Source organism: Pseudomonas sp. PDM21 (genome assembly GCF_014852505.2).
Classification (GTDB): domain Bacteria; phylum Pseudomonadota; class Gammaproteobacteria; order Pseudomonadales; family Pseudomonadaceae; genus Pseudomonas.
The window spans coordinates 3,819,495-3,839,816 of the sequence record NZ_CM181223.1 but is presented as its reverse complement, the minus strand read 5'-3'; the positions used below and the strand labels follow the sequence as shown (position 1 = coordinate 3,839,816).

The 20,322-nt window shown below is 66.6% G+C and carries 19 protein-coding genes; 10 read left to right on the top strand and 9 right to left on the bottom strand.

Annotated elements, in window-relative coordinates; genetic code table 11:
- The first annotated feature begins 81 nt into the window (after nucleotides 1-81).
- The 4 genes from IB275_RS17600 to katG all read left to right on the top strand — a co-directional run bounded on the left by IB275_RS17600 (nucleotide 82) and on the right by katG (nucleotide 5,918).
- Entirely contained in the window at nucleotides 82-651 is a 570-nt protein-coding gene (locus IB275_RS17600) for a putative antibiotic biosynthesis monooxygenase (protein WP_138216777.1), read from the top strand.
- Nucleotides 652-734: 83 nt separating this feature from the next.
- Complete coding sequence (locus IB275_RS17595; RefSeq protein ID WP_192295791.1) at nucleotides 735-1,553, top strand: alpha/beta fold hydrolase; 819 nt, start codon at nucleotides 735-737, stop codon at nucleotides 1,551-1,553.
- 11 nt (nucleotides 1,554-1,564) lie between these two features.
- On the top strand, nucleotides 1,565-3,418 hold the full coding sequence (locus IB275_RS17590; protein ID WP_192295790.1) for an amidohydrolase: 1,854 nt from the start codon (nucleotides 1,565-1,567) through the stop codon (nucleotides 3,416-3,418).
- A 307-nt stretch (nucleotides 3,419-3,725) separates the two neighbouring features.
- A complete protein-coding gene (katG, locus tag IB275_RS17585) occupies nucleotides 3,726-5,918 on the top strand; it encodes a catalase/peroxidase HPI (protein ID WP_192295789.1) in 2,193 nt (730 codons plus the stop codon).
- 53 nt (nucleotides 5,919-5,971) lie between these two features.
- On the opposite strand, the gene IB275_RS17580 is transcribed toward katG, so the two are convergent.
- On the bottom strand, nucleotides 5,972-6,370 hold the full coding sequence (locus tag IB275_RS17580; protein ID WP_192295788.1) for a hypothetical protein: 399 nt from the start codon (nucleotides 6,368-6,370) through the stop codon (nucleotides 5,972-5,974).
- Between the two features lie 417 nt (nucleotides 6,371-6,787).
- On the opposite strand from IB275_RS17580, the gene IB275_RS17575 reads away from it, so the two are divergent.
- Nucleotides 6,788-7,876, top strand: coding sequence for a glycerophosphodiester phosphodiesterase (locus tag IB275_RS17575; protein WP_192295787.1), 1,089 nt, complete (start codon nucleotides 6,788-6,790; stop codon nucleotides 7,874-7,876).
- An 11-nt stretch (nucleotides 7,877-7,887) separates the two neighbouring features.
- Here IB275_RS17575 and IB275_RS17570 read toward each other — a convergent pair whose 3' ends face one another.
- Nucleotides 7,888-9,669: a response regulator gene (locus IB275_RS17570; RefSeq protein ID WP_192295786.1), complete on the bottom strand. Its 1,782-nt coding sequence runs from the start codon at nucleotides 9,667-9,669 to the stop codon at nucleotides 7,888-7,890.
- 187 nt (nucleotides 9,670-9,856) lie between these two features.
- Here IB275_RS17570 and IB275_RS17565 point away from each other — a divergent pair, with 187 nt between their 5' ends.
- The 3 genes from IB275_RS17565 (at nucleotide 9,857) to IB275_RS17555 (ending at nucleotide 14,138) form a co-directional block, all read left to right on the top strand.
- On the top strand, nucleotides 9,857-12,880 hold the full coding sequence (locus IB275_RS17565) for an autotransporter outer membrane beta-barrel domain-containing protein (protein ID WP_192295785.1): 3,024 nt from the start codon (nucleotides 9,857-9,859) through the stop codon (nucleotides 12,878-12,880).
- 100 nt (nucleotides 12,881-12,980) lie between these two features.
- Complete coding sequence (gene aqpZ, locus IB275_RS17560) at nucleotides 12,981-13,667, top strand: aquaporin Z (protein WP_192295784.1); 687 nt, start codon at nucleotides 12,981-12,983, stop codon at nucleotides 13,665-13,667.
- A gap of 72 nt (nucleotides 13,668-13,739) precedes the next feature.
- Entirely contained in the window at nucleotides 13,740-14,138 is a 399-nt protein-coding gene (locus tag IB275_RS17555; RefSeq protein WP_192295783.1) for a YjjA family protein, read from the top strand.
- Between the two features lie 171 nt (nucleotides 14,139-14,309).
- Here IB275_RS17555 and IB275_RS17550 read toward each other — a convergent pair whose 3' ends face one another.
- The 5 genes from IB275_RS17550 to IB275_RS17530 form a co-directional block, all read right to left on the bottom strand.
- Nucleotides 14,310-14,753 (bottom strand): GNAT family N-acetyltransferase, encoded by a 444-nt coding sequence (locus IB275_RS17550; protein WP_192295782.1) that lies wholly within the window; start codon nucleotides 14,751-14,753, stop codon nucleotides 14,310-14,312.
- 16 nt (nucleotides 14,754-14,769) lie between these two features.
- On the bottom strand, nucleotides 14,770-15,273 hold the full coding sequence (locus tag IB275_RS17545) for a GNAT family N-acetyltransferase (protein WP_192295781.1): 504 nt from the start codon (nucleotides 15,271-15,273) through the stop codon (nucleotides 14,770-14,772).
- 58 nt (nucleotides 15,274-15,331) lie between these two features.
- Nucleotides 15,332-15,589: a YjhX family toxin gene (locus IB275_RS17540; RefSeq protein ID WP_081517008.1), complete on the bottom strand. Its 258-nt coding sequence runs from the start codon at nucleotides 15,587-15,589 to the stop codon at nucleotides 15,332-15,334.
- Between the two features lie 255 nt (nucleotides 15,590-15,844).
- On the bottom strand, nucleotides 15,845-16,030 hold the full coding sequence (locus IB275_RS17535) for a hypothetical protein (RefSeq protein ID WP_192295780.1): 186 nt from the start codon (nucleotides 16,028-16,030) through the stop codon (nucleotides 15,845-15,847).
- A gap of 119 nt (nucleotides 16,031-16,149) precedes the next feature.
- Nucleotides 16,150-16,776 (bottom strand): class I SAM-dependent methyltransferase, encoded by a 627-nt coding sequence (locus IB275_RS17530; protein WP_192295779.1) that lies wholly within the window; start codon nucleotides 16,774-16,776, stop codon nucleotides 16,150-16,152.
- A 151-nt stretch (nucleotides 16,777-16,927) separates the two neighbouring features.
- Here IB275_RS17530 and IB275_RS17525 point away from each other — a divergent pair, with 151 nt between their 5' ends.
- Together IB275_RS17525 and IB275_RS17520 are read left to right on the top strand one after the other, a co-directional pair.
- Nucleotides 16,928-17,635 carry a 2OG-Fe(II) oxygenase gene (locus tag IB275_RS17525; RefSeq protein WP_225601670.1) on the top strand — a complete coding sequence of 236 codons (708 nt, stop codon included), beginning with the start codon at nucleotides 16,928-16,930 and terminating at the stop codon, nucleotides 17,633-17,635.
- Between the two features lie 39 nt (nucleotides 17,636-17,674).
- A complete protein-coding gene (locus tag IB275_RS17520) occupies nucleotides 17,675-18,028 on the top strand; it encodes an SH3 domain-containing protein (protein ID WP_045207447.1) in 354 nt (117 codons plus the stop codon).
- A gap of 27 nt (nucleotides 18,029-18,055) precedes the next feature.
- Here the strand turns inward: IB275_RS17520 and IB275_RS17515 are convergent, their stop codons facing one another.
- Both IB275_RS17515 and pmrG read right to left on the bottom strand, forming a co-directional pair.
- A complete protein-coding gene (locus IB275_RS17515; protein WP_192295777.1) occupies nucleotides 18,056-19,516 on the bottom strand; it encodes a mechanosensitive ion channel domain-containing protein in 1,461 nt (486 codons plus the stop codon).
- A 61-nt stretch (nucleotides 19,517-19,577) separates the two neighbouring features.
- Complete coding sequence (pmrG, locus tag IB275_RS17510; RefSeq protein WP_192295776.1) at nucleotides 19,578-20,195, bottom strand: lipopolysaccharide core heptose(II)-phosphate phosphatase PmrG; 618 nt, start codon at nucleotides 20,193-20,195, stop codon at nucleotides 19,578-19,580.
- Nucleotides 20,196-20,322: the final 127 nt, after the last annotated feature.

Sequence of the window (20,322 nt, the reverse complement as noted above, 5' to 3'; positions counted from 1 at the left end):
CCGATCCAGCACATGCGTCCAATAGGACGACCGTTGCCGCCGCCATAGTGACCGGACCTCAATCATGAGTCCGGAACACCCATGAGCGCCGAAACCATCGATCTGAACAGCGTGGTGACGCTGGTGGTCCACCACAAGGTGCGTTGCGAAGCCCTGCCCAGCTACGAGGCCTGGCTGCGCCGCACGGTGTCGGCCGCGCGCCGGCAGCCGGGGCATCTGGGCGTCAACGTGATCCGCCCGGACGGCGAGGGCGCGATGTACACCACCGTGGTGCGTTTCGCCGCCGCCGCGCAGCTGCAGGCCTGGATCGACTCCGCCGAGCGCGCCGAGCTGATCGACGAGGTTTCGCCGCTGCTGGAAGAAGGCGACCACCCGCTGATCCACAACGACGCCGAGTTCTGGTTCACCCCCGAACACGGCAACGTGCGCCAGCCACCGAAATGGAAGCAGGCGCTGCTCACCTACCTGGTGATCAGCCCGTTGACCATGGTCATTCCGCCACTCTGGGGACCTGCGTTCGAGCGCTTCCCGGTACTGGCCGGGGTGGTGCCGAGCAACCTGCTGGTGACCCTGTGCATCGTCCTTCCGGTGGTCTACCTGATCATGCCCTGGGTGACCCGTCGCTGCGCTGGCTGGCTCAACGCCGATTGATCCTTTCCCTTGACGTCCCCTCCCGCGGCGCCCGCGTGGCGCCCGTACCCACATCGTCCTGCATGGCAGGCAGAGGAGTTTCCATGAGCACTTTCGTTACCCGCGACGGCACCGAGATCTATTACAAGGACTGGGGCAGCGGCAAACCCGTGCTGTTCAGCCACGGCTGGCCGCTGGACGGCGACATGTGGGAATACCAGATGCAGTACCTGAGCAGCCGCGGCTACCGCACCATCGCCTTCGACCGCCGCGGTTTCGGTCGTTCCAGCCAGCCGTGGAACGGCTACGACTACGACACCTTCGCCGATGACATCGCCGGCCTGATCGAGCATTTGGACCTGCGCGACGTCACCCTGGTCGGTTTCTCCATGGGCGGTGGCGACGTCAGCCGCTACATCGGCCGCCACGGCACCTCCCGCGTCGCCGGGCTGGTGCTGCTGGGCGCCGTCACGCCGATCTTCGGTCAATCCGCCGACTTCCCGCAGGGTGTGGACACTGCCGTGTTCGACGGCATCAAGGCCGGCCTGCTGCAGGACCGTGCGCAGTTCATCGCCGACTTCGCCGCGCCGTTCTACGGCACCAACCACGGCCAGAAAGTCTCCGACGGCGTGCTCACCCAGACCCTCAACATCGCCCTGCTGGCGTCGCTCAAGGGCACCGTGGACTGCGTCAGCGCCTTCTCGGAAACCGACTTCCGCGCCGACCTGGCCAAGGTCGACGTGCCGACCCTGGTGATCCACGGTGACGACGACCAGATCGTGCCGTTCGAGACCACCGGCAAGCTGGCCGCCGAGCAGGTCAAGGGCGCCGAACTGAAGGTCTACGCCGGCGCTCCCCATGGCTTCGCCGTCACTCACACGCAGCAACTCAACGAAGACCTGCTGGCCTTCCTGCAACGCTGAGGGGCATGAGCATGAGCAACGCAGAGCGCAACGCAGACCTGATCCTGTTCAACGGCAAGCTGCACACCGTCGACCCGGAACGCCCCCACGCCACCGCCGTGGCCATCGCCGACGGCAAGTTCCTGGTCGTCGGCACCGACGCTCAGGCGATGGCCTACCGCGACGCCGCGACCCAGCTGGTCGACCTCAATCGCCGCACCGTCATCCCTGGCCTCAACGACTCGCACCTGCACCTGATCCGTGGTGGCCTGAACTACAACCTCGAACTGCGCTGGGAGGGCGTGCCGTCGCTCTCCGACGCGCTGGAAATGCTGCGCCTGCAGGCCCAGCGCACGCCCTCGCCGCAGTGGGTGCGGGTGGTCGGTGGCTGGAACGAATTCCAGTTCGCCGAGCGTCGCCTGCCGACCATCGAGGAGCTGAACAAGGCGGCGCCGGATACCCCGGTGTTCGTCCTGCACCTGTACGACCGCGCGCTGCTGAATCGCGCCGCGCTGCGAGTCGTCGGCTACACCAAGGACACGCCGAACCCGCCCGGCGGCGAGATCGTCCGCGACAGCAACGGCGAACCCACCGGCATGCTGATCGCCCGCCCCAACGCGATGATTCTCTACGCGACCCTGGCCAAGGGCCCGAAGCTGCCGCTGGAGTACCAGGTCAACTCGACCCGCCAGTTCATGCGCGAGCTGAACCGCCTCGGCCTGACCAGCGTGATCGACGCCGGCGGTGGTTTCCAGAATTACCCGGACGACTACCAGGTGATCCAGCAGCTGGCCGACGCCGACCAGCTCACCGTGCGCATTGCCTACAACCTGTTCACCCAGAAGCCCAAGGAAGAACTGGCGGACTTCAAGAACTGGACCTCCAGCGTGACCTACGGCCAGGGCACCGACTTCCTGCGCCACAACGGCGCCGGCGAGATGCTGGTGTTCTCGGCCGCCGACTTCGAGGACTTCCTCGAACCGCGTCCCGACCTGCCCGGCACCATGGAAGCCGAACTGGAGCCGGTAGTGCGCCACCTCGTCGAGCAGCGCTGGCCGTTCCGCCTGCACGCGACCTATGACGAGTCCATCTCGCGCATGCTCGACGTGTTCGAGAAGGTCAACCTGGATATCCCGTTCAACGGCCTGCCGTGGTTCTTCGACCACGCCGAGACCATCACGCCGAAGAACATCGAGCGGGTGAGGGCGCTGGGCGGCGGTATCGCCATCCAGGACCGCATGGCGTTCCAGGGCGAGTACTTCGTCGACCGCTACGGCAAGCAGGCCGCCGAGGCCACGCCGCCGATCAAGCGCATGCTGGCCGAAGGCGTGCCGGTCGGCGCCGGCACCGACGCCACCCGCGTGTCCAGCTACAACCCGTGGACCTCGCTGTACTGGATGGTCAGTGGCAAGACCGTGGGCGGCCTCAGCCTGTACCCGGAGGGCCTGTCCCGCGAGGTGGCGATCCAGCTGTTCACCCACGGCAGTGCCTGGTTCTCCAGCGAGCAGGGCAAGAAGGGCATGCTCAAGGCCGGCCAGCTGGCGGACCTGGCGGTGCTCTCGGAGGACTTCTTCAGCGTCGAGGAAGAGGCGATCAAGACCATCGAGTCGGTGCTCACCGTGGTGGGCGGCAAGATCGTCCACGGCGACCGCGAATTCGACAAGCTGGCCCCGCCGAGCATCCCGGTGGTGCCGGAATGGTCCCCGGTGGCCATGGTTCCCGGCCACTGGCGCCCGCAGGCGCCGCTGCAGCAGGCCGTGCACCAGTGCATCGGCTCCTGCGGTGTACACGGCCACAGCCACGAGCGAGCGCGCACCAGGGATGTCCCGGTGAGTGACTTCGCCGGGTTCTGGGGCGCCTTCGGCTGTTCGTGCTTCGCGTTCTGATGTTGACCTGAGCGCAGGAGCGGGCTTTGTCAGCGATCCCTTTTCGGGTTCGCGGGCGTGGCCCGCTCCTGAAAAAGCGAGGGCGCCGACGCCAGGACTGCAGGAGCGGGCCATGCCCGCGACCCTCCCCGCGCCAATCCTGCCGGCACACCCCTCTGTAACACGGCTTTTCGCCATCCCCGCATCGATAGCCTTTTACCGCTCGAGCCGATCAATAACTGCAATAGCAGCCCGTCCCGTTTGATCTATCTTCTGATGGGTTGTGCGTATACGAAGCGCCACGCCAGGCGCTCACAAGGAGCCTGCAATGAGTGAAGAAAAGAAAGGTAGCTGCCCCTTCCACCAGACCGCCGGTGGTGGCACATCGAACCGTGACTGGTGGCCGAACCAACTGCGGCTGGACCTGCTGCACCAGCATTCTTCCAAGTCCAACCCCATGGGTGAGGACTTCAACTACGCCGAGGCCTTCAAGACCCTCGACCTGGAAGCGGTCAAGGCCGACCTGCGCGCCGTGATGACCGACTCCCAGGACTGGTGGCCGGCCGACTTCGGCCACTACGGCCCGCTGTTCATCCGCATGGCCTGGCACGCCGCCGGCACCTACCGCATCGGCGATGGCCGTGGCGGCGCCGGGCGTGGCCAGCAGCGCTTCGCCCCGCTCAACAGTTGGCCGGACAACGTCAGCCTGGACAAGGCCCGCCGGCTGATCTGGCCGATCAAGCAGAAGTACGGCGCCAAGCTGTCCTGGGCCGACCTGATCGTCCTCACCGGCAACGTCGCCCTGGAGTCCATGGGCTTCAAGACCTTCGGCTTCGCCGGCGGCCGCGAGGACGTCTGGGAACCGGACATGGACGTGTACTGGGGCGAAGAGACCACCTGGCTGGGCGGCGACAAGCGCTACACCGGCGAGCGTGACCTGGAAAACCCCCTGGCTGCCGTGCAGATGGGCCTGATCTACGTGAACCCCGAAGGCCCCAACGGCAACCCCGACCCGGTGGCTGCTGCCCGCGACATCCGCGAGACCTTCGCGCGCATGGCCATGGACGACGAGGAAACCGTCGCCCTGATCGCCGGCGGCCACACCTTCGGCAAGACCCACGGCGCAGGTCCGGCGGATAACGTCGGCGCCGACCCGGAAGCCGGCGGCCTGGAAAGCCAGGGCCTGGGCTGGGTCAGCACCTTCGGCACCGGCTCCGGTGGCGATGCCATCACCAGCGGCCTGGAAGTCACCTGGACGTCCACGCCAACGCGCTGGAGCAACAACTTCTTCTGGAACCTGTTCGGCTACGAATGGGAGCTGACCAAGAGCCCGGCCGGCGCCCACCAGTGGCAGCCGAAGAACGGTGCGGGTGCCGGCAGCATTCCCGATGCCCACGACAAGTCCAAGCGCCGCGCGCCGTCGATGCTCACCACCGACATCTCGCTGCGTGTCGACCCGATCTACGAGAAGATTTCCCGTCGCTTCTATGAAGATCCCGACGCGTTCGCCGACGCCTTTGCCCGCGCCTGGTTCAAGCTGACCCACCGCGACATGGGCCCGCTGGCTCGCTACCTGGGGCCGGAAGTGCCAAAAGAGGAACTGATCTGGCAGGACCCGATCCCTGCGGTCAACCACCCGCTGGTGGACGAGCAGGACATCGCCTCGCTCAAGGCCAAGGTGCTGGCCTCGGGCCTGTCGGTTTCCGAGCTGGTCTCCACCGCCTGGGCCTCGGCCTCGACCTTCCGTGGCTCCGACAAGCGAGGCGGCGCCAACGGCGCACGCATCCGCCTGGCGCCGCAGAAGGACTGGCCGGTGAACCAGCCCGAGCAGTTGGCCAGGGTGCTCGGCGTGCTGGAGGAAATCCAGGCCGAGTTCAACGCATCCGCCGCGGGCGGCAAGAAGATCTCCCTGGCCGACCTGATCGTCCTGGCCGGCGATGCCGGCGTGGAAGAGGCCGCGCGCAAGGGTGGCCACCAGGTCAGCGTGCCGTTCGCGCCGGGCCGCATGGACGCCAGCCAGGAGCAGACCGACGTGCACTCGGTGGGCATGCTGGAGCCGGTGGCCGACGCCTTCCGCAACTTCCAGAAGGCGAAGTTCGCCGTGCCGGCCGAAGCGCTGCTGATCGACAAGGCGCAGCTGCTGACCCTTACCGGACCGGAAGTCACCGCGCTGATCGGCGGCCTGCGGGTGCTGGGCGCCAACACCGGCGGCTCGCAGAACGGCGTGTTCACCGCGCGCCCCGGAACCCTCAGCAACGACTTCTTCGTCAACCTGCTGGACATGGGGACCGTGTGGAAACCGACCTCGGCGGACAACACCGAGTTCGAAGGCCGCGACCGCAAGACCGGCGAAGCCCGGTGGACCGGCAGCCGCATCGACCTGCTACTGGGTTCAAACTCTCAGCTGCGGGCGCTGTCGGAGGTCTATGGTTGCTCGGACGGCGAACGCAAGTTCGTCCATGACTTCGTCAAGGCCTGGACCAAGGTGATGAACCTCGACCGCTTCGACCTGCCGCGCTGATCGGGTAGACGCAAGCAAAGGGCCCGCGGGCGAGCGATCGTCCGCGGGCTTTTTCATTGGGTTTCGGGTCTGGTCGCAGGTAGCGAGCCTGGAGATTGGAGCATTCTGCTCCAGATTTCGTCCTCTGCTTTGGTCGCGATTGCAGTGAATTTGTAGTTCGAGGCATCAGTGACGAAGAAGTAGCGCTTGAGCACCACTCGATAAGGAGAGGGATCGGCAGGGAATTCGAGGCTGGAGGCGACATAGGCCTGCAGTCCTTGCTGTGATACGGCCAGGGCGAAGGCGGGGTAGCTGGATTCGGCCAATACGCCGAGCACGACTCCGGAGCGTGGCTCGTAGGCATAGTAAGCCTGCACCTCACCCTGGACGTGGCGTAGCAGCGCTTCGCGGGGGAAATTCGGCTTCGGAAACGCCACATCATAGGGATTGAGTGCCTGACGTGCCAGGTGCATTGGCTCTGGTTCCCGGTACGGCACTGGTGGTGGCCTGTGGTCGGGTTGCGGTACCGACAGCTGTAGCGGAGTGGACAGATGAGCCAAGTCGGCAGCGTGATCATCAATGAGCCGGTGGGGGCCACCGTTGGGCTCACTGCTGACACTGCATCCTGCAAGTGCGCAAGCGAGCGCGCAGATGTTCCCTGTTTTGGTCGTTAGCATGAGGCTCGTCGTGGCAGTTTGATGGCGAGCGCTTTTATAAAGTAGTTCGCCTACGCTGCCAAACGGTCACGGTAAAACGGACGGAATTACGCCAGGCGACCAGAGTCCTACGCTCGTGGCCCGATACAGGTCCCTTGGCACCGATCGCACAAGGTTCATGCTCCAGCGCCAGACTGATCCGCTTTTTCGTAACCCATCGAAGGGGTTTCGCACATGCGCCGTCGCATCATCGCTTTACTGGGCACCATCGTACTGGCCGCCTCCAGTTTCACCGCCAGCGCCGAGGACTCACCCGGCCGCGCCCTCAGCGAGGCCGCCGGCGTTCCCTGGCCGACGGTGATCGCCCACCGCGGCGCTTCCCACGATGCGCCGGAGGAAACCGCGCCGGCCTATCTCGCCGCCCGTGACCTGGGCGCGGACTACCTGGAAGCGGACCTGCAGCGCACCAGCGACGGCGTGCTGGTGGCGGTGCATGACGACACCCTGGAGCGCACCACCAACATTGCCAAGGTCTTTCCCGGCCGCGAGAAAGACCCGGTGAGCAAGTTCACCCTGGCCGAACTCAAGCGCCTGGACGCCGGCAGCTGGTTCAACGCCACCTATCCCGAGCGCGCCCGCTCCAAGTACGCGGGGCTGCGCATCCTCACCCTGGATGAGCTGATCGACATCGCCGAAGGTGGCGCTGAAACCCCCGGCCTGTACCTGGAAACCAAGGCGCCGGGGCAGTTCCCCGGCATCGAGGAAGACCTGCGCAAAACCCTGGAGAACCGTGGCTGGCTCGATGCGCAGGGCGAACCGCAAGGCAAGATCGTCCTGCAGACCTTCGAGAAGAGCAGCCTCGAGCTGCTGCACAAGAGCATGCCGAAGGTGCCCAAGATCCTGCTGCTGTGGACCGGTGACGGCTACATGGCGGCGAAGAGCCCGACGACTTTTGCCCAGTCCGGCGAGAAGATCAAAGCGGACTTCTATGCCCGGCAGGAGGTGAAGTCCAGGGAAGAGTTCTTTGCCTGGCTGGACTGGGCCAAGGCCCATGGCGCGCTGGGCACGGGCCCTTCGGCGACCCTGACCGCCCGTGGCGACCAGAGTTACATGGACCTGGTGCAGCCGTGGATGAACCAGGCCGCCCACGAGCGTGGCCTGTTCGTGCATGCCTACACCGTCGACGACTCGGTGGACTTCGATAAGCTCACCAAGGCTGGCGTGGACGGCTTCTTCACCAACCGTACCGACCAGCTGCTGATGTTCCTCGGCCGGCCGCCGAGCCTCGACGTGGACGAGGTACTGAAGTCGGTGGGCTACTGAGCCGACTTCAATCAGGCTGCCGTAGTCGGGGCCAGCGGCAGGGGCAGGTGTACGCTGACCGACGGGCCCTGGCCCGGAGGGCTGGCCAGGACCAGTTCGCCCAGCAGCAGGTTGACCAGGCGCTTGGCGACGATCAGCCCGACCGGGGCATCCTGCAGCAGTTGCCGCGCAGCGTCGGCAGCCAGTTCCTCCAGCGAGTAGAGCGCCAGTGGATCCTGCTCCGGCGTGCCAGGGCCGGCGGCGTTCAGCCGAACCGCCACACGGGACTCCTCGACCTGTCCGTGCAGGCTGATGCGCAGCGGACCGGCAGCGGTCTCCCGGATCAGGTAGGCCAGCAGGTATTCGAGTACTCCCCGCAGCAGGGCGGGGTCGCCCAGCAGGGTGCAGCCCAGCTCGGGCGCTACGTGCAATTCCAGCGCCAGGCCCTTGCCGTGTGCCGAAGGGGTTGCGGCATCGATGGCTTCGCACAGCAGTTCGTCCAGCCGGAGGGGCACTGCCTGCGGTCGCTCCTCGCCACTCTCCAGGCGCGCGACCTGGCGCAGGTCGGCGGTGAGCTTGAGCAGGCCGCAGCTGGTGCTGTCGATCCACTCCAGCGCCTCGCGGTCCGCCGCTGCCAGCGTCGCACGCTGCAGGACCACCTCCAGCATGCCGTGCATGGCGCCCAGGGGCAGGCTGAACTCGTTGCTCGCGCGCACCAGGAAATTGAGCTTCTGCCGGTTGCCCAGTTCGGCCTGCAGCTTGTCCGCCTCGATGGCGCGCAGGCGGTCCTGGCGGCCGGTGATGTCGGCGCTGCCGCAGATCATGCCGAGCAGCCGCCCGCTGGCGTCGCGGTAGGGCTTGCCCCAGTGGTGCAGCACCCGCCGGTGACCATGGATGCGCAGTTCGATGTCGCGGGCGAAGGGCTGCTCGGTCGCCACCGCCTGGAGGAAGTACTGGTGCAGCAATTCCGCCTGTGCCGGCGCGTACCAGTCCACGTCCATGGCGCGGGTGCCCAGTACGTCGCCCAGTTGCACGTCGTACAGACGCAGGAAGGCCAGGTTGGCGTGAACCAGGCGGCCGCCGGTGTCGCGCACGTAGAGGGCATCGGGAAGGCCGTCGACCAGGCTGCGCAGCATCACCAGCTCATCGTTCTCCGGCGCCGCCGGTGCGGGCTCGGCCTGGGGCGCGGCGACGAGTGCGTTGCGCCGGGCAAAGTCGATCAGCTCGGGCAGGCTGCGCAGGTTGAGCTTGTGCTGCAGGCGCGTGCGGTAGGTGCTGACGGTTTTCTCGCTGATGGTCAGTTCGTGGGCAATCTGGTGGTTGTTGCGCCCGCTGGCGAGGAAGTACAGCACCGACAGCTCGCGGTTGGACAGGCTGGCAACCCGCTCGCGCTCGCCACTGCGTACTTCTGGCAGGTTGACGTTGCCCAGCAGGCGCATGGGGAAGTAGCTGCGCCCGCGCAGCAGCATTGCCACCGCCAGGCTCAGCTCGCGCAGGTCGTCGTGCTTGCTGACGAAGCCGGAGGCGCCACCCTGCAGGAAGCGCCCGACGATGTGCTCCGAGTCCTGTGCGCTGAACGCCAGCACCGGCAGGTTCACCCCGTGCGCCCTGAGCCGCGCCATGACGTCGAGGCCGTTCAGGCGCGAAAGGTCGATGTCCAGGATCAGCAGGTCGGCCAGCTGCTCCAGGCCCAGGCGCAAGGCTTCCAGGCCGTCCTCGGCCTCGCCGACGATGGCGTGCCCCTCGCTTTCCAGCAGCATGCGCACGGCATGGCGGGTGACGGGATGTCCGTCGGCGATCAGCACCTGGCCCATGGCAATGCCCTTAATCGAAGTCCCGTTCAACGCTAGGTCATTTTCTGTAGGTCTGCAGGATTTGTGTAGGAAGTTTCCTACTTAACGCTAAATGCTTTCCCATCTTCGTGGAGCCTGGCTCCGCGAAAAATTGCCCCCAGAGACCGGCTCACGCGCCGGCCGGACATGGATTCTGGAGGGCAACCAGATGAACACCCGCACTACGCAACCGGCGGCCCGGCATGCGCCGCCATTCCTCCCCACGCTACTGGCGGCCGTGATCACCGCACTGGCGGGGCTGCCGGCGGAAGCCGACGACTTCGACACGCCGCAGGTCTTTTCGCCGTGGGAAAACAACACCAGCGAACTCAATGATGCCCATATCGATGTGAACGCCGGGCAGTCCGCCGTCACGGTCAACGACATGGTCTTCAGCATGGACGGCGGCTGGGTGCACAACACCGGCAATGGCGGCGGCCTGCTGTTTTACCTGTGGAGCGGCAGCCAGGATCAGTTGCTCCACCTGGAAGTCGACAGCGCCGGTAGTTTCGGTGTGCAGACCAACGGCGGCACGGTTCGCATCCTCGACTCGCAGGTGCACACCCAGGGTGGTGGCGCGGCGGGCCTGGATGCCCAGAGCAACGGCCAGTTCGAGTTGAGTGGGAGCAGCGTCGCCACGGATGGCGACAATGCTGCAGCGGTGCATGCGCACAACAACGGTGGCGCCTGGGTCCGTGACAGCAACCTGAGCACGCTGGGCGATCAGAGCGCCGGGGTGCTGCTGGACAACAACGGCAGCCTGGTGCTGAGCGATAGCCAGCTCTCCACCCGAGGCAACGGCAGCACCGCTATCCAGGCCAACAACGGTGCCGCGCTGCAGATCAGCGGAGCCACCCTGGAAACCTCCGGGCAAGGCAGTCATGGCGTGCACGTCTCCAGCAATGGCGCGGACAACGTCATCGCAGGTTCCAGCATCCTCACCCACGGCGCCGGCAGCATCGGCGTGATCGTCAACAACGCCAGCGGCACCGTGGCCGTACGCGCCAGCCGGGTCACCACCGAAGGCGAGGGCAGCCATGGGCTCTATACGCGCCAGGGCACCCATATCGACCTGAACGACGGTAGTCATGTGCAGACCAGCGGCGCCAACGCTGACGGCGCGTGGACGGCCGAGGGCGGCACCATCACGGTGGCCGGCAGCCGCCTGGATGCCACTGGTGCAGGTTCCGCAGCGGTGCATGCGGCAGCTTCGGGCAGCATCAGCGTCGACGCCAGCCAGCTGTCCAGCAGTGGCAGCCAGGGCGCGGCGCTGCATCTGGACAATGGCGGGAGCATCGACGTCGGCGATAGCCAGGTGGATGCGCGCAATGGCTCGGCGATCCTCTTCAGCCAGGGCGAGCAGCCCTATGGCTCGGCGCAACTGGAGATGACCGACAGCGAGGCGGCCAGCGATGCGGCGCTGCTCAGCGCGCAGGTCGGCAGCGTCGGCACCTTCAACGCCAGCGGCAGCCAGCTGCGCTCTGGCAACGGCATCGGCTACGCGATCGCCGAAGGCGCCAGCGTGGACTCCACCCTTACCGATTCGAGCCTGGACGTAGGTGACAGCGGCCTGCTGGCGGACGTGGCCGGCAATGGCGCGCTGACGCTGACCAGCCAAGGCAGCGATCTGCACGGTGACACCCGGCTGCAGGACGGCGAGCTGGGCACCCTGGACCTGAAGCTTGGCAACGCACACTGGCAACTGAACGCCGACTCCAACCTGAGCCGGCTCGACCTGGACAACGCCCGCGTCTCCTTCGGCGCCAATGGCTACCACACCCTGTTCGTGAGCGGCGACCTGACCGGCTCCGGCACCTTCGACATGCACACTGATCTGTCCAGCCTGCAGGGCGACCTGATTCTGGTGGGCGGGCAGGCTTACGGTGAGCACACCCTGGTCGTCGCCGACAGCGGCAAGGACGCGGGCGGCGACCAGCTGCGGGTGGTCGGCACCCAGGGCAGCCCCGGCACTTTCGGCCTCTATGGCGAACACGTGGACGCTGGCGCCTACCGCTACACCCTCGAACAACAAGGCAACGACTGGTACCTGGTCGCGGCCGGCAAGAATGTGGTCGACCCGGGCGAGCCGACCGATCCGGAGGAACCGGATCAGCCCTCCACCGGCCCCGGTGACGGTGGCGAGCCCGGGACGTCCACCCCCGACCCCGACCCCGATCCGCAGAACCCTGGCGGCTCCGGTGGCAGCGAGGAGGGCAACCAGGGCGGCAGCGAAGGCAGCACCGGGGGCGGCAATGGCGGCGGCGTCAGCCAGCCCGACGTGATCTCCAAGGGCTCCAACGTGGCGCTCGGCATGCAGAGCGCCGCGGCCAGCCTGTACTACGCCGAACTGGGCACCCTGGTACAGCGCCTCGGCGAGCTGCGCCTGAGCCAGGACGAGGGCGGCGTCTGGGTTCGTGGCATCGGCAAGCGCCTGCGCCTGGGCGAGCACTACAGCCGTGCGTACGAGCAGAACCTCGACGGTGTCGAGATCGGCGCCGACAAGGCGATCCACCTCGACGGCGCGCGGCTGTACGTAGGTGCCATGGTCGGCGCCAGCGAGTCGCGCATCCGTTTCACCGAAAACAGTCGCGGGCATATCGACAGCACCAGCGTCGGCGCCTACGCCACCTACCTGCGGGACGACGGCTGGTACCTCGACAATGTCATCAAGTACAGCCACATGGACGGCGACGTGAAGGTGCCGACCAACCTCGGGCAGCCGGTGAAAGGCGACTACAAGGCAGATGCCTGGGGCGCCAGCGTCGAGGGCGGCAAGCATATCGACCTGCAGGACCAGTGGTTCGTCGAGCCGCAGGTGCAACTCAGCGCCACACACTTCGAAGGCCCGCGCTACACCAGCAGCGATGGCCTCAAGGTGCGCGCCAGCGACACCGACTCGCTGCAGGGGCGCGTGGGCCTGCGCGGCGGCAAGGAAATCCAGCTGGACCGCGAAATGCGCCTGCAGGCCTATGCCGTCGCGTCGTACATCGACGAACTGGCCGGCAACACCCAGGTGCGCGTCAACGGCGAAAAACTGACCAACCAGCTGCCCGGCTCGCGCGGCGAACTGGGCGCCGGCGCCGCCCTGCAGGTCAGCCGCCAGCAGAAGGTCTCGCTTGAAGTGGACTACGCCAAGGGCGACCACCTCGAACAGCCCTGGGCCGTGACCCTGGGCTACCGCTACCTCTGGTAGGCGGCCTGACAGCGGGGAGGGCGGTGACGTCCTCCCGACCATTCCCCAACCTCACCGACATTCCACGGCGAACCGCAACCGCGGTTCCACGGAGGTAATCATGTACAGGAAACTTGCGGCCGAGCTGATCGGCACCTTCTGGCTGGTCCTGGGCGGCTGCGGCAGCGCCGTCCTCGCCGCCAACTTCGGCGGCCACGGTATCGGCCTGCTCGGCGTGGCACTGGCGTTCGGCCTGAGCGTCGTCACCATGGCCTACGCGATCGGGCCGATCTCCGGCTGCCACCTCAACCCGGCGGTGAGCGTCGGCCTGATGTTCGGCGGGCGCTTCCCGGCGGCACACGTGCTGCCCTACATCCTTGCACAGATCGTCGGCGGCCTGCTGGCCGGTGGCGCGCTGTACCTGATCGCCAGTGGCACTGCGGGCTTCGATGCGGCCGCAGGGTTCGCCGCCAATGGCTACGGCCAGCATTCGCCGGGTGGCTACAGCCTGGCGGCGGTACTGCTCTGCGAAGTGATCATGACCGCCGTGTTCCTCTTCGTGATCATGGGCGCCACCGACCGTGACGCCCCGGCGGGTTTTGCGCCGCTGGCCATCGGCCTGACGCTGGCGCTGATCCACCTGATCAGCATTCCGGTCAGCAATACCTCGGTTAACCCGGCCCGCAGCCTGGCCGTGGCCTTCTACGCCGCCCCCTGGGCTATGGAGCAGCTCTGGGCCTTCTGGCTGGCCCCGCTGGCCGGCGGTAGCCTGGGCGCGCTGGTCTATCGGGTAGTCCGTGGCCGTTGATGTCTACACTCGCAGTGGCGCTTCGTGCCGCGTCGGACGCAACCAGGAGCGCCCCATGAACAGGAGAATCCCATGAATGCCCGCAAACTGATTCCCGCAGTCCTCACCGCCGCGTTGCTGCCCTGGTCGATGACCCAGGCCGCCTCCCTCGGCGATGTCGCCGGCCAGCTCGGCGGCCTTGGCAGTCTGCCATCCGCGTCGTCCAGCAGCAGCAACGTTGCCGGCTTGCTGGAGTATTGCGCGAAGAACAATTACCTCAACGCCGACGCTGCCACCCAGGTGAAGGACAAGCTCCTGGGTAAGCTGCCGGGCAACACCACCACCAGCGACAGTGGCTACAAGGATGGCGCCAAGGGCATCCTTACCGGCAGCGACGGCAAGAGCCTCGACCTGTCCGGCAGCGGCATCAAGGAAAAGGTCACCAAGCAGGTGTGCGACAAGGTCCTCAGCCAGGGCAAGTCGCTGCTCTGAACGGTTGCAGGGGAGGCCCTGCTGTAGGAACGGGCCACGCCCGCGCACAGCACCGGTAAGGCGCTGTCTGGAAACAATGATGACGTTCGCCTGACATTCAGCTGTTTGATCCGCCGCCTGACCTGCTGGCGGATCGCGGGCAGGGCCGGCTTCTACAGTGAGAGTTCAGGCTCAGACTCGAGACTTCTCGTACCGTACATCCCGTTCATCCACGCGCTCGGTGACTTGCCAGCCGTGGCGGCGGTAGAAGGCGTTGGCGCGAATGCCGTCGCCGCCATCGGTCACCAGCCAGATACTCCCGTGCTCGCGGAACAACTGCTCCTCGGCCGCCGCCAGTAACAGGCGACCCATGCCCAGGCCCTCGCACTCCGGGCGAACGAAGAGGGCGAAGAGTTCGCCCTCTTCGGTATCCACCATGGCGAAGCCGCCGGTAATACCGTCGACCTCGGCGACCCACGCGCAAGGCGCAGATTCAATGGCCTCGGCCAGCACCTGCGGCGTGATGCCCAGCTCGGCCATCTGCTCGCGGCTGAGGTGGTTTTCCCGCACGCTGGTGCGGATATCGAAGAGGGTGTCTATGTCCGCCGGGGTGGCGGGGCGGATCGATAGCGGCATGCGACTGTTCTCGTCTTCAGGTGGCGGAGAAACCGCTGTGGTAGGCAACCTGTCCGGCGGCTTTCGAGCCGTCCAGCGACAGTGCCATGAAGTATTCCGGCGGCACGCCCGCGTACTGGATCGCCGGGTCCCGGCGGAAGCCGAAGCGCGGGTAATAGGCCGGGTCGCCGAGTACCACGCAGCCTTTCGCGCCCATGGCGTTAAGGCGCTCCAGTCCGGCGCGAATCAGCGCCGCACCGATGCCCCGGCCGTGCAGGTCGGGCCGTACCGAGACCGGCCCCAACCCGTACCAGCCGAGGTCCGCGCCGTCCAGGGTGACGGGCGAGAAAGCCGCGTGGCCGACGACCTCGCCATCCACCGTGGCGACCAGGGAAATACTCAGCGCACCGGCTGCGCGCAAGCCGTCGATGATGGCGCTCTCGGCACCGTTGCTGTGCTCGGCCACGGCGAAGGCGGAGGTGGTTACTTCGGCAATGACGGCGGCGTCTTCGGGCCGTTCCAGGCGAATCTCGTAAGGCATGGTGTAGTTCCCTTGTGCAGGTGGCCGGGCGCGCGAAGCCGGCCCGGCCATTGGTGGGTCAGCGGTTGTCCAGTTGTGGGCGCACGGCGCCCAGGCCTGTGGCGTTGATCCGGTAGGGTGAGCCGCCACGCGAGATGATCAGGCGCTTGTCCCTGAGCTTCCTGAAGACAGCCAGGGTGCAGTCGGCCAGTACATACCCGTCACGGGTATAGCACTCGACGAAGACGACGCGCCCGGCGTCGTCGCGCTGGAAGGAAATGTGGCCGCCCTTGGCGAGGACGTGCAGAGTCCGTTGTTCCGGTCTGGAAATATTCATGATGGAAACCTGAATGCAGTAGGTGCGTAGAAACCGCAGACACGAGGTGGTGTCTGCCAGTGTTTGTGCGCATCGATAACCGGCCCGCCTTGTCGGCAAGGCGAAGGGGTTATCGGGTTACTGCTATCTCCAACATGAAGCCTGTCTCAACGGATCAGAAAGGATGCCCGGTAATCGAGCCCGGTGATTCTAGGTGCGACGGCCGAGGCCGATCAACCCGGCGTTTGTTGCCACGTCTTTCAAACAGGCTGCTCGTCACCGGCTCTGGAGCGCGCGGGCGACGAGGCTGCTGCGGATCGGCTGGCCACTCAGCGCTTCCAGAAACCGGGCGGACCCTTTGGCTTGTCGTTGACGCGAGTGAGGGTTGGCAGGTCGTCCAGCGGAACCCAGACTTTGCCCTGCCAGTTCGAGCACGGTGACGAAGCCGTCCAGCCAGGTCATGCGCATTCGCCGTGGCTGGTGCGGGCATTGCGTGTGCTCGTCGCGCAGCTGCGGGATCGCCTCAGGGAGGCGGACCGCGCGGGGTTGGTGAACCAGAACCAGAGCCGGCAGGCCCGACGTCAGGTCTTGCGCCAAACGCTCGCCAGCCAGGGCTGCTGCTCCCGCGGCAGGCCCGCCGGGCGATAGTAATGCTCCAGCTCTCGAAAACCGGCGTCTTCCAACAGGCGCGTCCAGTTCTGCAGGTCGTGGTAGGAGCCGTAGCGCCCGCCATTCCAGCCTTCCTGGTTCTCCCCGCGCGGATTGGAGCTGAACAGCACGCCACCCAGCTTCAGCGCCCCATGCAGTTGGCGCAACACACGCGACAGCTCGCTGCGCGGTACGTGGAACAGGCTGGCATTGGCATAGATGCCGTCGAAGCGCTCGACGGGCAGGTCGAGAGCGAGGAAATCCTGCTGCCAGACTTCGCAGCCGCTGGCCTCGCGCGCCATGGCGACGAAGTCGGCGCAGCCGTCCAGGCCGACCGGTGCATGCCCCATGCGTTTCAGCTCGCACAGGTCGCGCCCCGGACCGCAACCAAGATCGAGCAGCACGAACGGCGCCTCGCCCTGGATGTGCCGCAGCAATGCGGCGATGTTCTGGGTGACGTCGTGGTTCCAGGTACCCTCACGAAAGGACTGGGCGCTGTCCTGATAGTGCTGCAGGGTGACGCGCGAGATATCGCGCAGGATCGGGTCTTCGGTGCTCATGGCAGTCGTCGGTCTGGGGGGGATGCCTGTGATTCTACAATGCGTCACGGTAAGCGGCCCGCTCCTACAGGGAAGTTTGAAAGTCGGTTCTGGGGCGCGGATGGCAAGGGGGCGGTCCCAGACTGGGGCATCGCCATCATGGATCGCCAGAATGTCCCTCTCCCGAACTCCGTGCGCCCTGGATTGGCCCGTACTCACCCGCCAACTCGACGCCGATGGCCATGCGCTGATCCCCGGCCTGCTCGACAAGTCCCAGTGCGAGGCAATTCGCGCGTTGTACGACCAGGACGCGCCGTTTCGCGGCCGCGTGAACATGGCCCGGCATAACTTCGGCCTCGGTGAATACCGCTACTTCACCTATCCCTTGCCGGCACCGCTGCAGGAGCTGCGCGAAGCCTTCTATCCGCCGCTGCGGGCCATCGCCAACACCTGGCAGGAGCGCATGGGCACCGGCATCCAGTACCCGCCGGAGCATGCCAGCTTCCTCGACCAATGCCACGCCGCCGGCCAGCGGCGGCCGACGCCCCTGCTGTTGCGCTACCGTGCTGGCGACTACAACTGTCTGCACCAGGACCTCTACGGGGAACTGGCCTTCCCCCTGCAGATGGCAATCCTGCTGTCTCGGCCGGGCGAGGAGTTCTCGGGCGGCGAATTCGTCCTCACCGAGCAGCGCCCACGCTTGCAGTCGCGGGCGACCGTGGTGCCGTTGTGGCAGGGCGATGCCGTGGTGTTTGCCGTGGCCCAGCGCCCGGTGCCCGGCTTGCGTGGCTATTACCGGGTCAACCTGCGCCATGGCGTCAGTCGCCTGCCTACCGGCGAGCGCTTCACCCTCGGGGTGATCTTCCATGATGCGCTGTGAGGAGTAGCATGGATCGGTCCAGGGAACCGGGAGATCGACATGCACTACGAAGTGATTCAGCGTCACCGCAGCGAGTACCCCGCGCCCATCACCTTCGCCAAGGGCGCACCGCTGTTCGTCGGTGAACGTTATGAAGGCGCCGAGGGCTGGGAAGACTGGTACTTCTGCTCCACGCCCGGCCAGCGCGAGGGCTGGGTGCCGGCGCAGGTCTTCAACATGACTGCGCCGGGCGCGGGGGTGGCGATGGAGGACTACACCGCCCGCGAACTCGACGTCGAAGTCGGCGAGCGCCTCGAAGGCGGCCGCGAGCTGGGCGGCTGGCTCTGGTGCGTCCGCTCCGGTGGCGAGGCCGGCTGGGTGCCGCTGGATTGCCTGCAGGAAGTCAGCGCCTGATCTGGCAACGCCTGATCCGCAATGGAGTCAGGCCTTGTAGCGGCGTCCGGTGTGCTGCTTGAGCCAGGCCATCAGCCCGCGCTGCTGCACCACCGTGGGTTGCTCCACCAATAGCGCGGCGCTGGCCTTCTGGCGGAAGTCCAGCAGGCGGCCCATGGCCTCGGCGATCTCCTGGCGCGCCTCCATGCAGGGGGCGAGGGTTTCCTTGTCGATGTAGTAGGCGGCGCCATCGCTGATCGCGGTGAACTCAGCCTGCCAGGCCGAACCAGTCAGCACGCCGGCCTCGCCGAACACTTCGCCGGGCCCCATGCGGCCGGCCTCGATGGTCTGGCTTTCGTGGGGCAGGGTGACGCTGACCACGCCGGAGTCGATGATCAGCAGGCGGTCGCTGACATCCCCCGGCGCCAGCAGTACTTCCCCGCGCTTGAAGGGCCGGCGCTGCATGCGGTTCGCCAGTTCGTCGCGCTCCTCGTCACGCAGCGCATCGAACAGGCCCGAGCGCACCAGTAGCGCTCGTGCCCGCGAGGCGCTCTCGCGCATCGGCGCGTCGGCCTCGGCCAGCAGGTTGATGCCTGCGGCCTGCAGGTGGCGGTAGGCGAGGTCGAACAACTGGTTGCGCACCTCGCGCTTCTCGCCCATGGCGGCGACGAAGCCATTCATTTCGTACTCCGCGCCATCGGGTTCGGATTTGCGCATGCTGACCGTCGGCGCAGGGCTGGCGAGCAGGGCGCGACAGCCGCCCAGAGCGTGTTCGAGGGCATCCAGCACCTTGCGCGGACGGATGTGCGGGCTGACCGTCAGGCTCACGCTGACGCCGTAGAGGTTCGCCGGACGGCTCAGGTTGAGCACCTTGGCCTTGGCGGCGAGGGAGTTGGGCACCACCGCCAGCGTGCCCTGGGAGGTCTGCAGGTAGGTGGAGCGCCAGTCGATCTCGGTGACCTTGCCTTCGATGCCGTCGATGGAGATCCAGTCATCCAGCTGGTAGGGCTTGGTGGTGTTCAGCACGATGCCGGAGAACACGTCGCTCAGCGTGCTCTGCAGCGCCAGGCCGAGGACGATTGCAACCACTCCGGAAGTGGCCAGCAGGCCCTTAACCGGCAGCTCCAGCACGTAGCCGGCGGCGGCGATGATGGCGACCAGGAAGATCAGCGCGCCGACCACGTCCTGCAGCAACCGACCGCCGTGGCCAATGCGTTGCACCAGCAGGAAGCCCAGCACCACCGTCAGGCAGCGCGCGGCGAACAGCCACCAGAAGATCTGCACGGCAGTGGCGACCATGTGGCTGGGCAGGTCGTCTGGCCAGGGTGCGGCGCGCAGCGGGTTCATTCCGGCGTTGAACAGCAGCAGGCTGAACAGCAGGAAGCACAGGATGCGCGTGGCCAGCCGCCAGTGCGGATGGGCCGGGCCGACCAGCCGCCAGAGCAGCAGGTCGATCAGCAGCAGGACGGGGGCGGCGAACAGCGGGTGGGCAGTGAGCAGGGCGGGCATCGAGCCTCTCCTTGGAACGATCGCAAGAAGATGGCACAGAAAGCGTTTTCTGGCAGCGGCCTCAGCTCGGGTTGTGCGAGTCCACCAGCGTCAGCCACTCATCGGTCTCGACTTCACCGGCGATCCGCAGCTTGGGTTCGCTCTCGTCGAAAAGCACCAGAGCGCTGCCGTACTCGGGGGTGTCGGTCTCGCGCACCTTGAGGTTCTCTCGCAGGAGGTCGAAGCATTCGCTGTGGGTGACCAGTACGAGGTTGCGGTGCGCGGCCTTGTGCTGGCGGATCTGCTCGGCGAGGTCGCCGTCCTTGCAGGTGAGTAGCCAGTCCTGGCGTGCCACGTTGCGGTCGAACATCAGGTCGGCGGTCTGCACTGTGCGGTTGGCCGGGCTGCTGTAGATGTCGGTGGCGGTCAGGCCCAGGCGGGTGATGCTCTCGCCCATGCTCCGGGCGAGGGCGGCGGCGCGGGCGGTGATGCCGTCGGCGGCGCCCAGGCATTCGGCGGTGGAGCGGTCGCAGCGCTCCATGTGACGCACCAGCAGGACGACCCCGCCGCGGGCCCAGTTCTGCGCGAACAGGCTGCTGCTCGGCACGTCTTCCAGTGGCGTGGGCAGCGAGCGCCAGGCCACCAGGGCGAGAGTGGTGCAGGTCAGCAGGGAAGCGGCCAGAAGGCGAAGGCGGGGCAAGGGTCATCCTCGTGCGCAGGCGTCCGCGCGGGATGCGGGAAGCTGAATGCATGCTGCACCGGGCGGGTGACAATCACGCGATGGGTTGATGACGGGGCGGTGATGAAAGTTCCCCCTGCCCATCGGA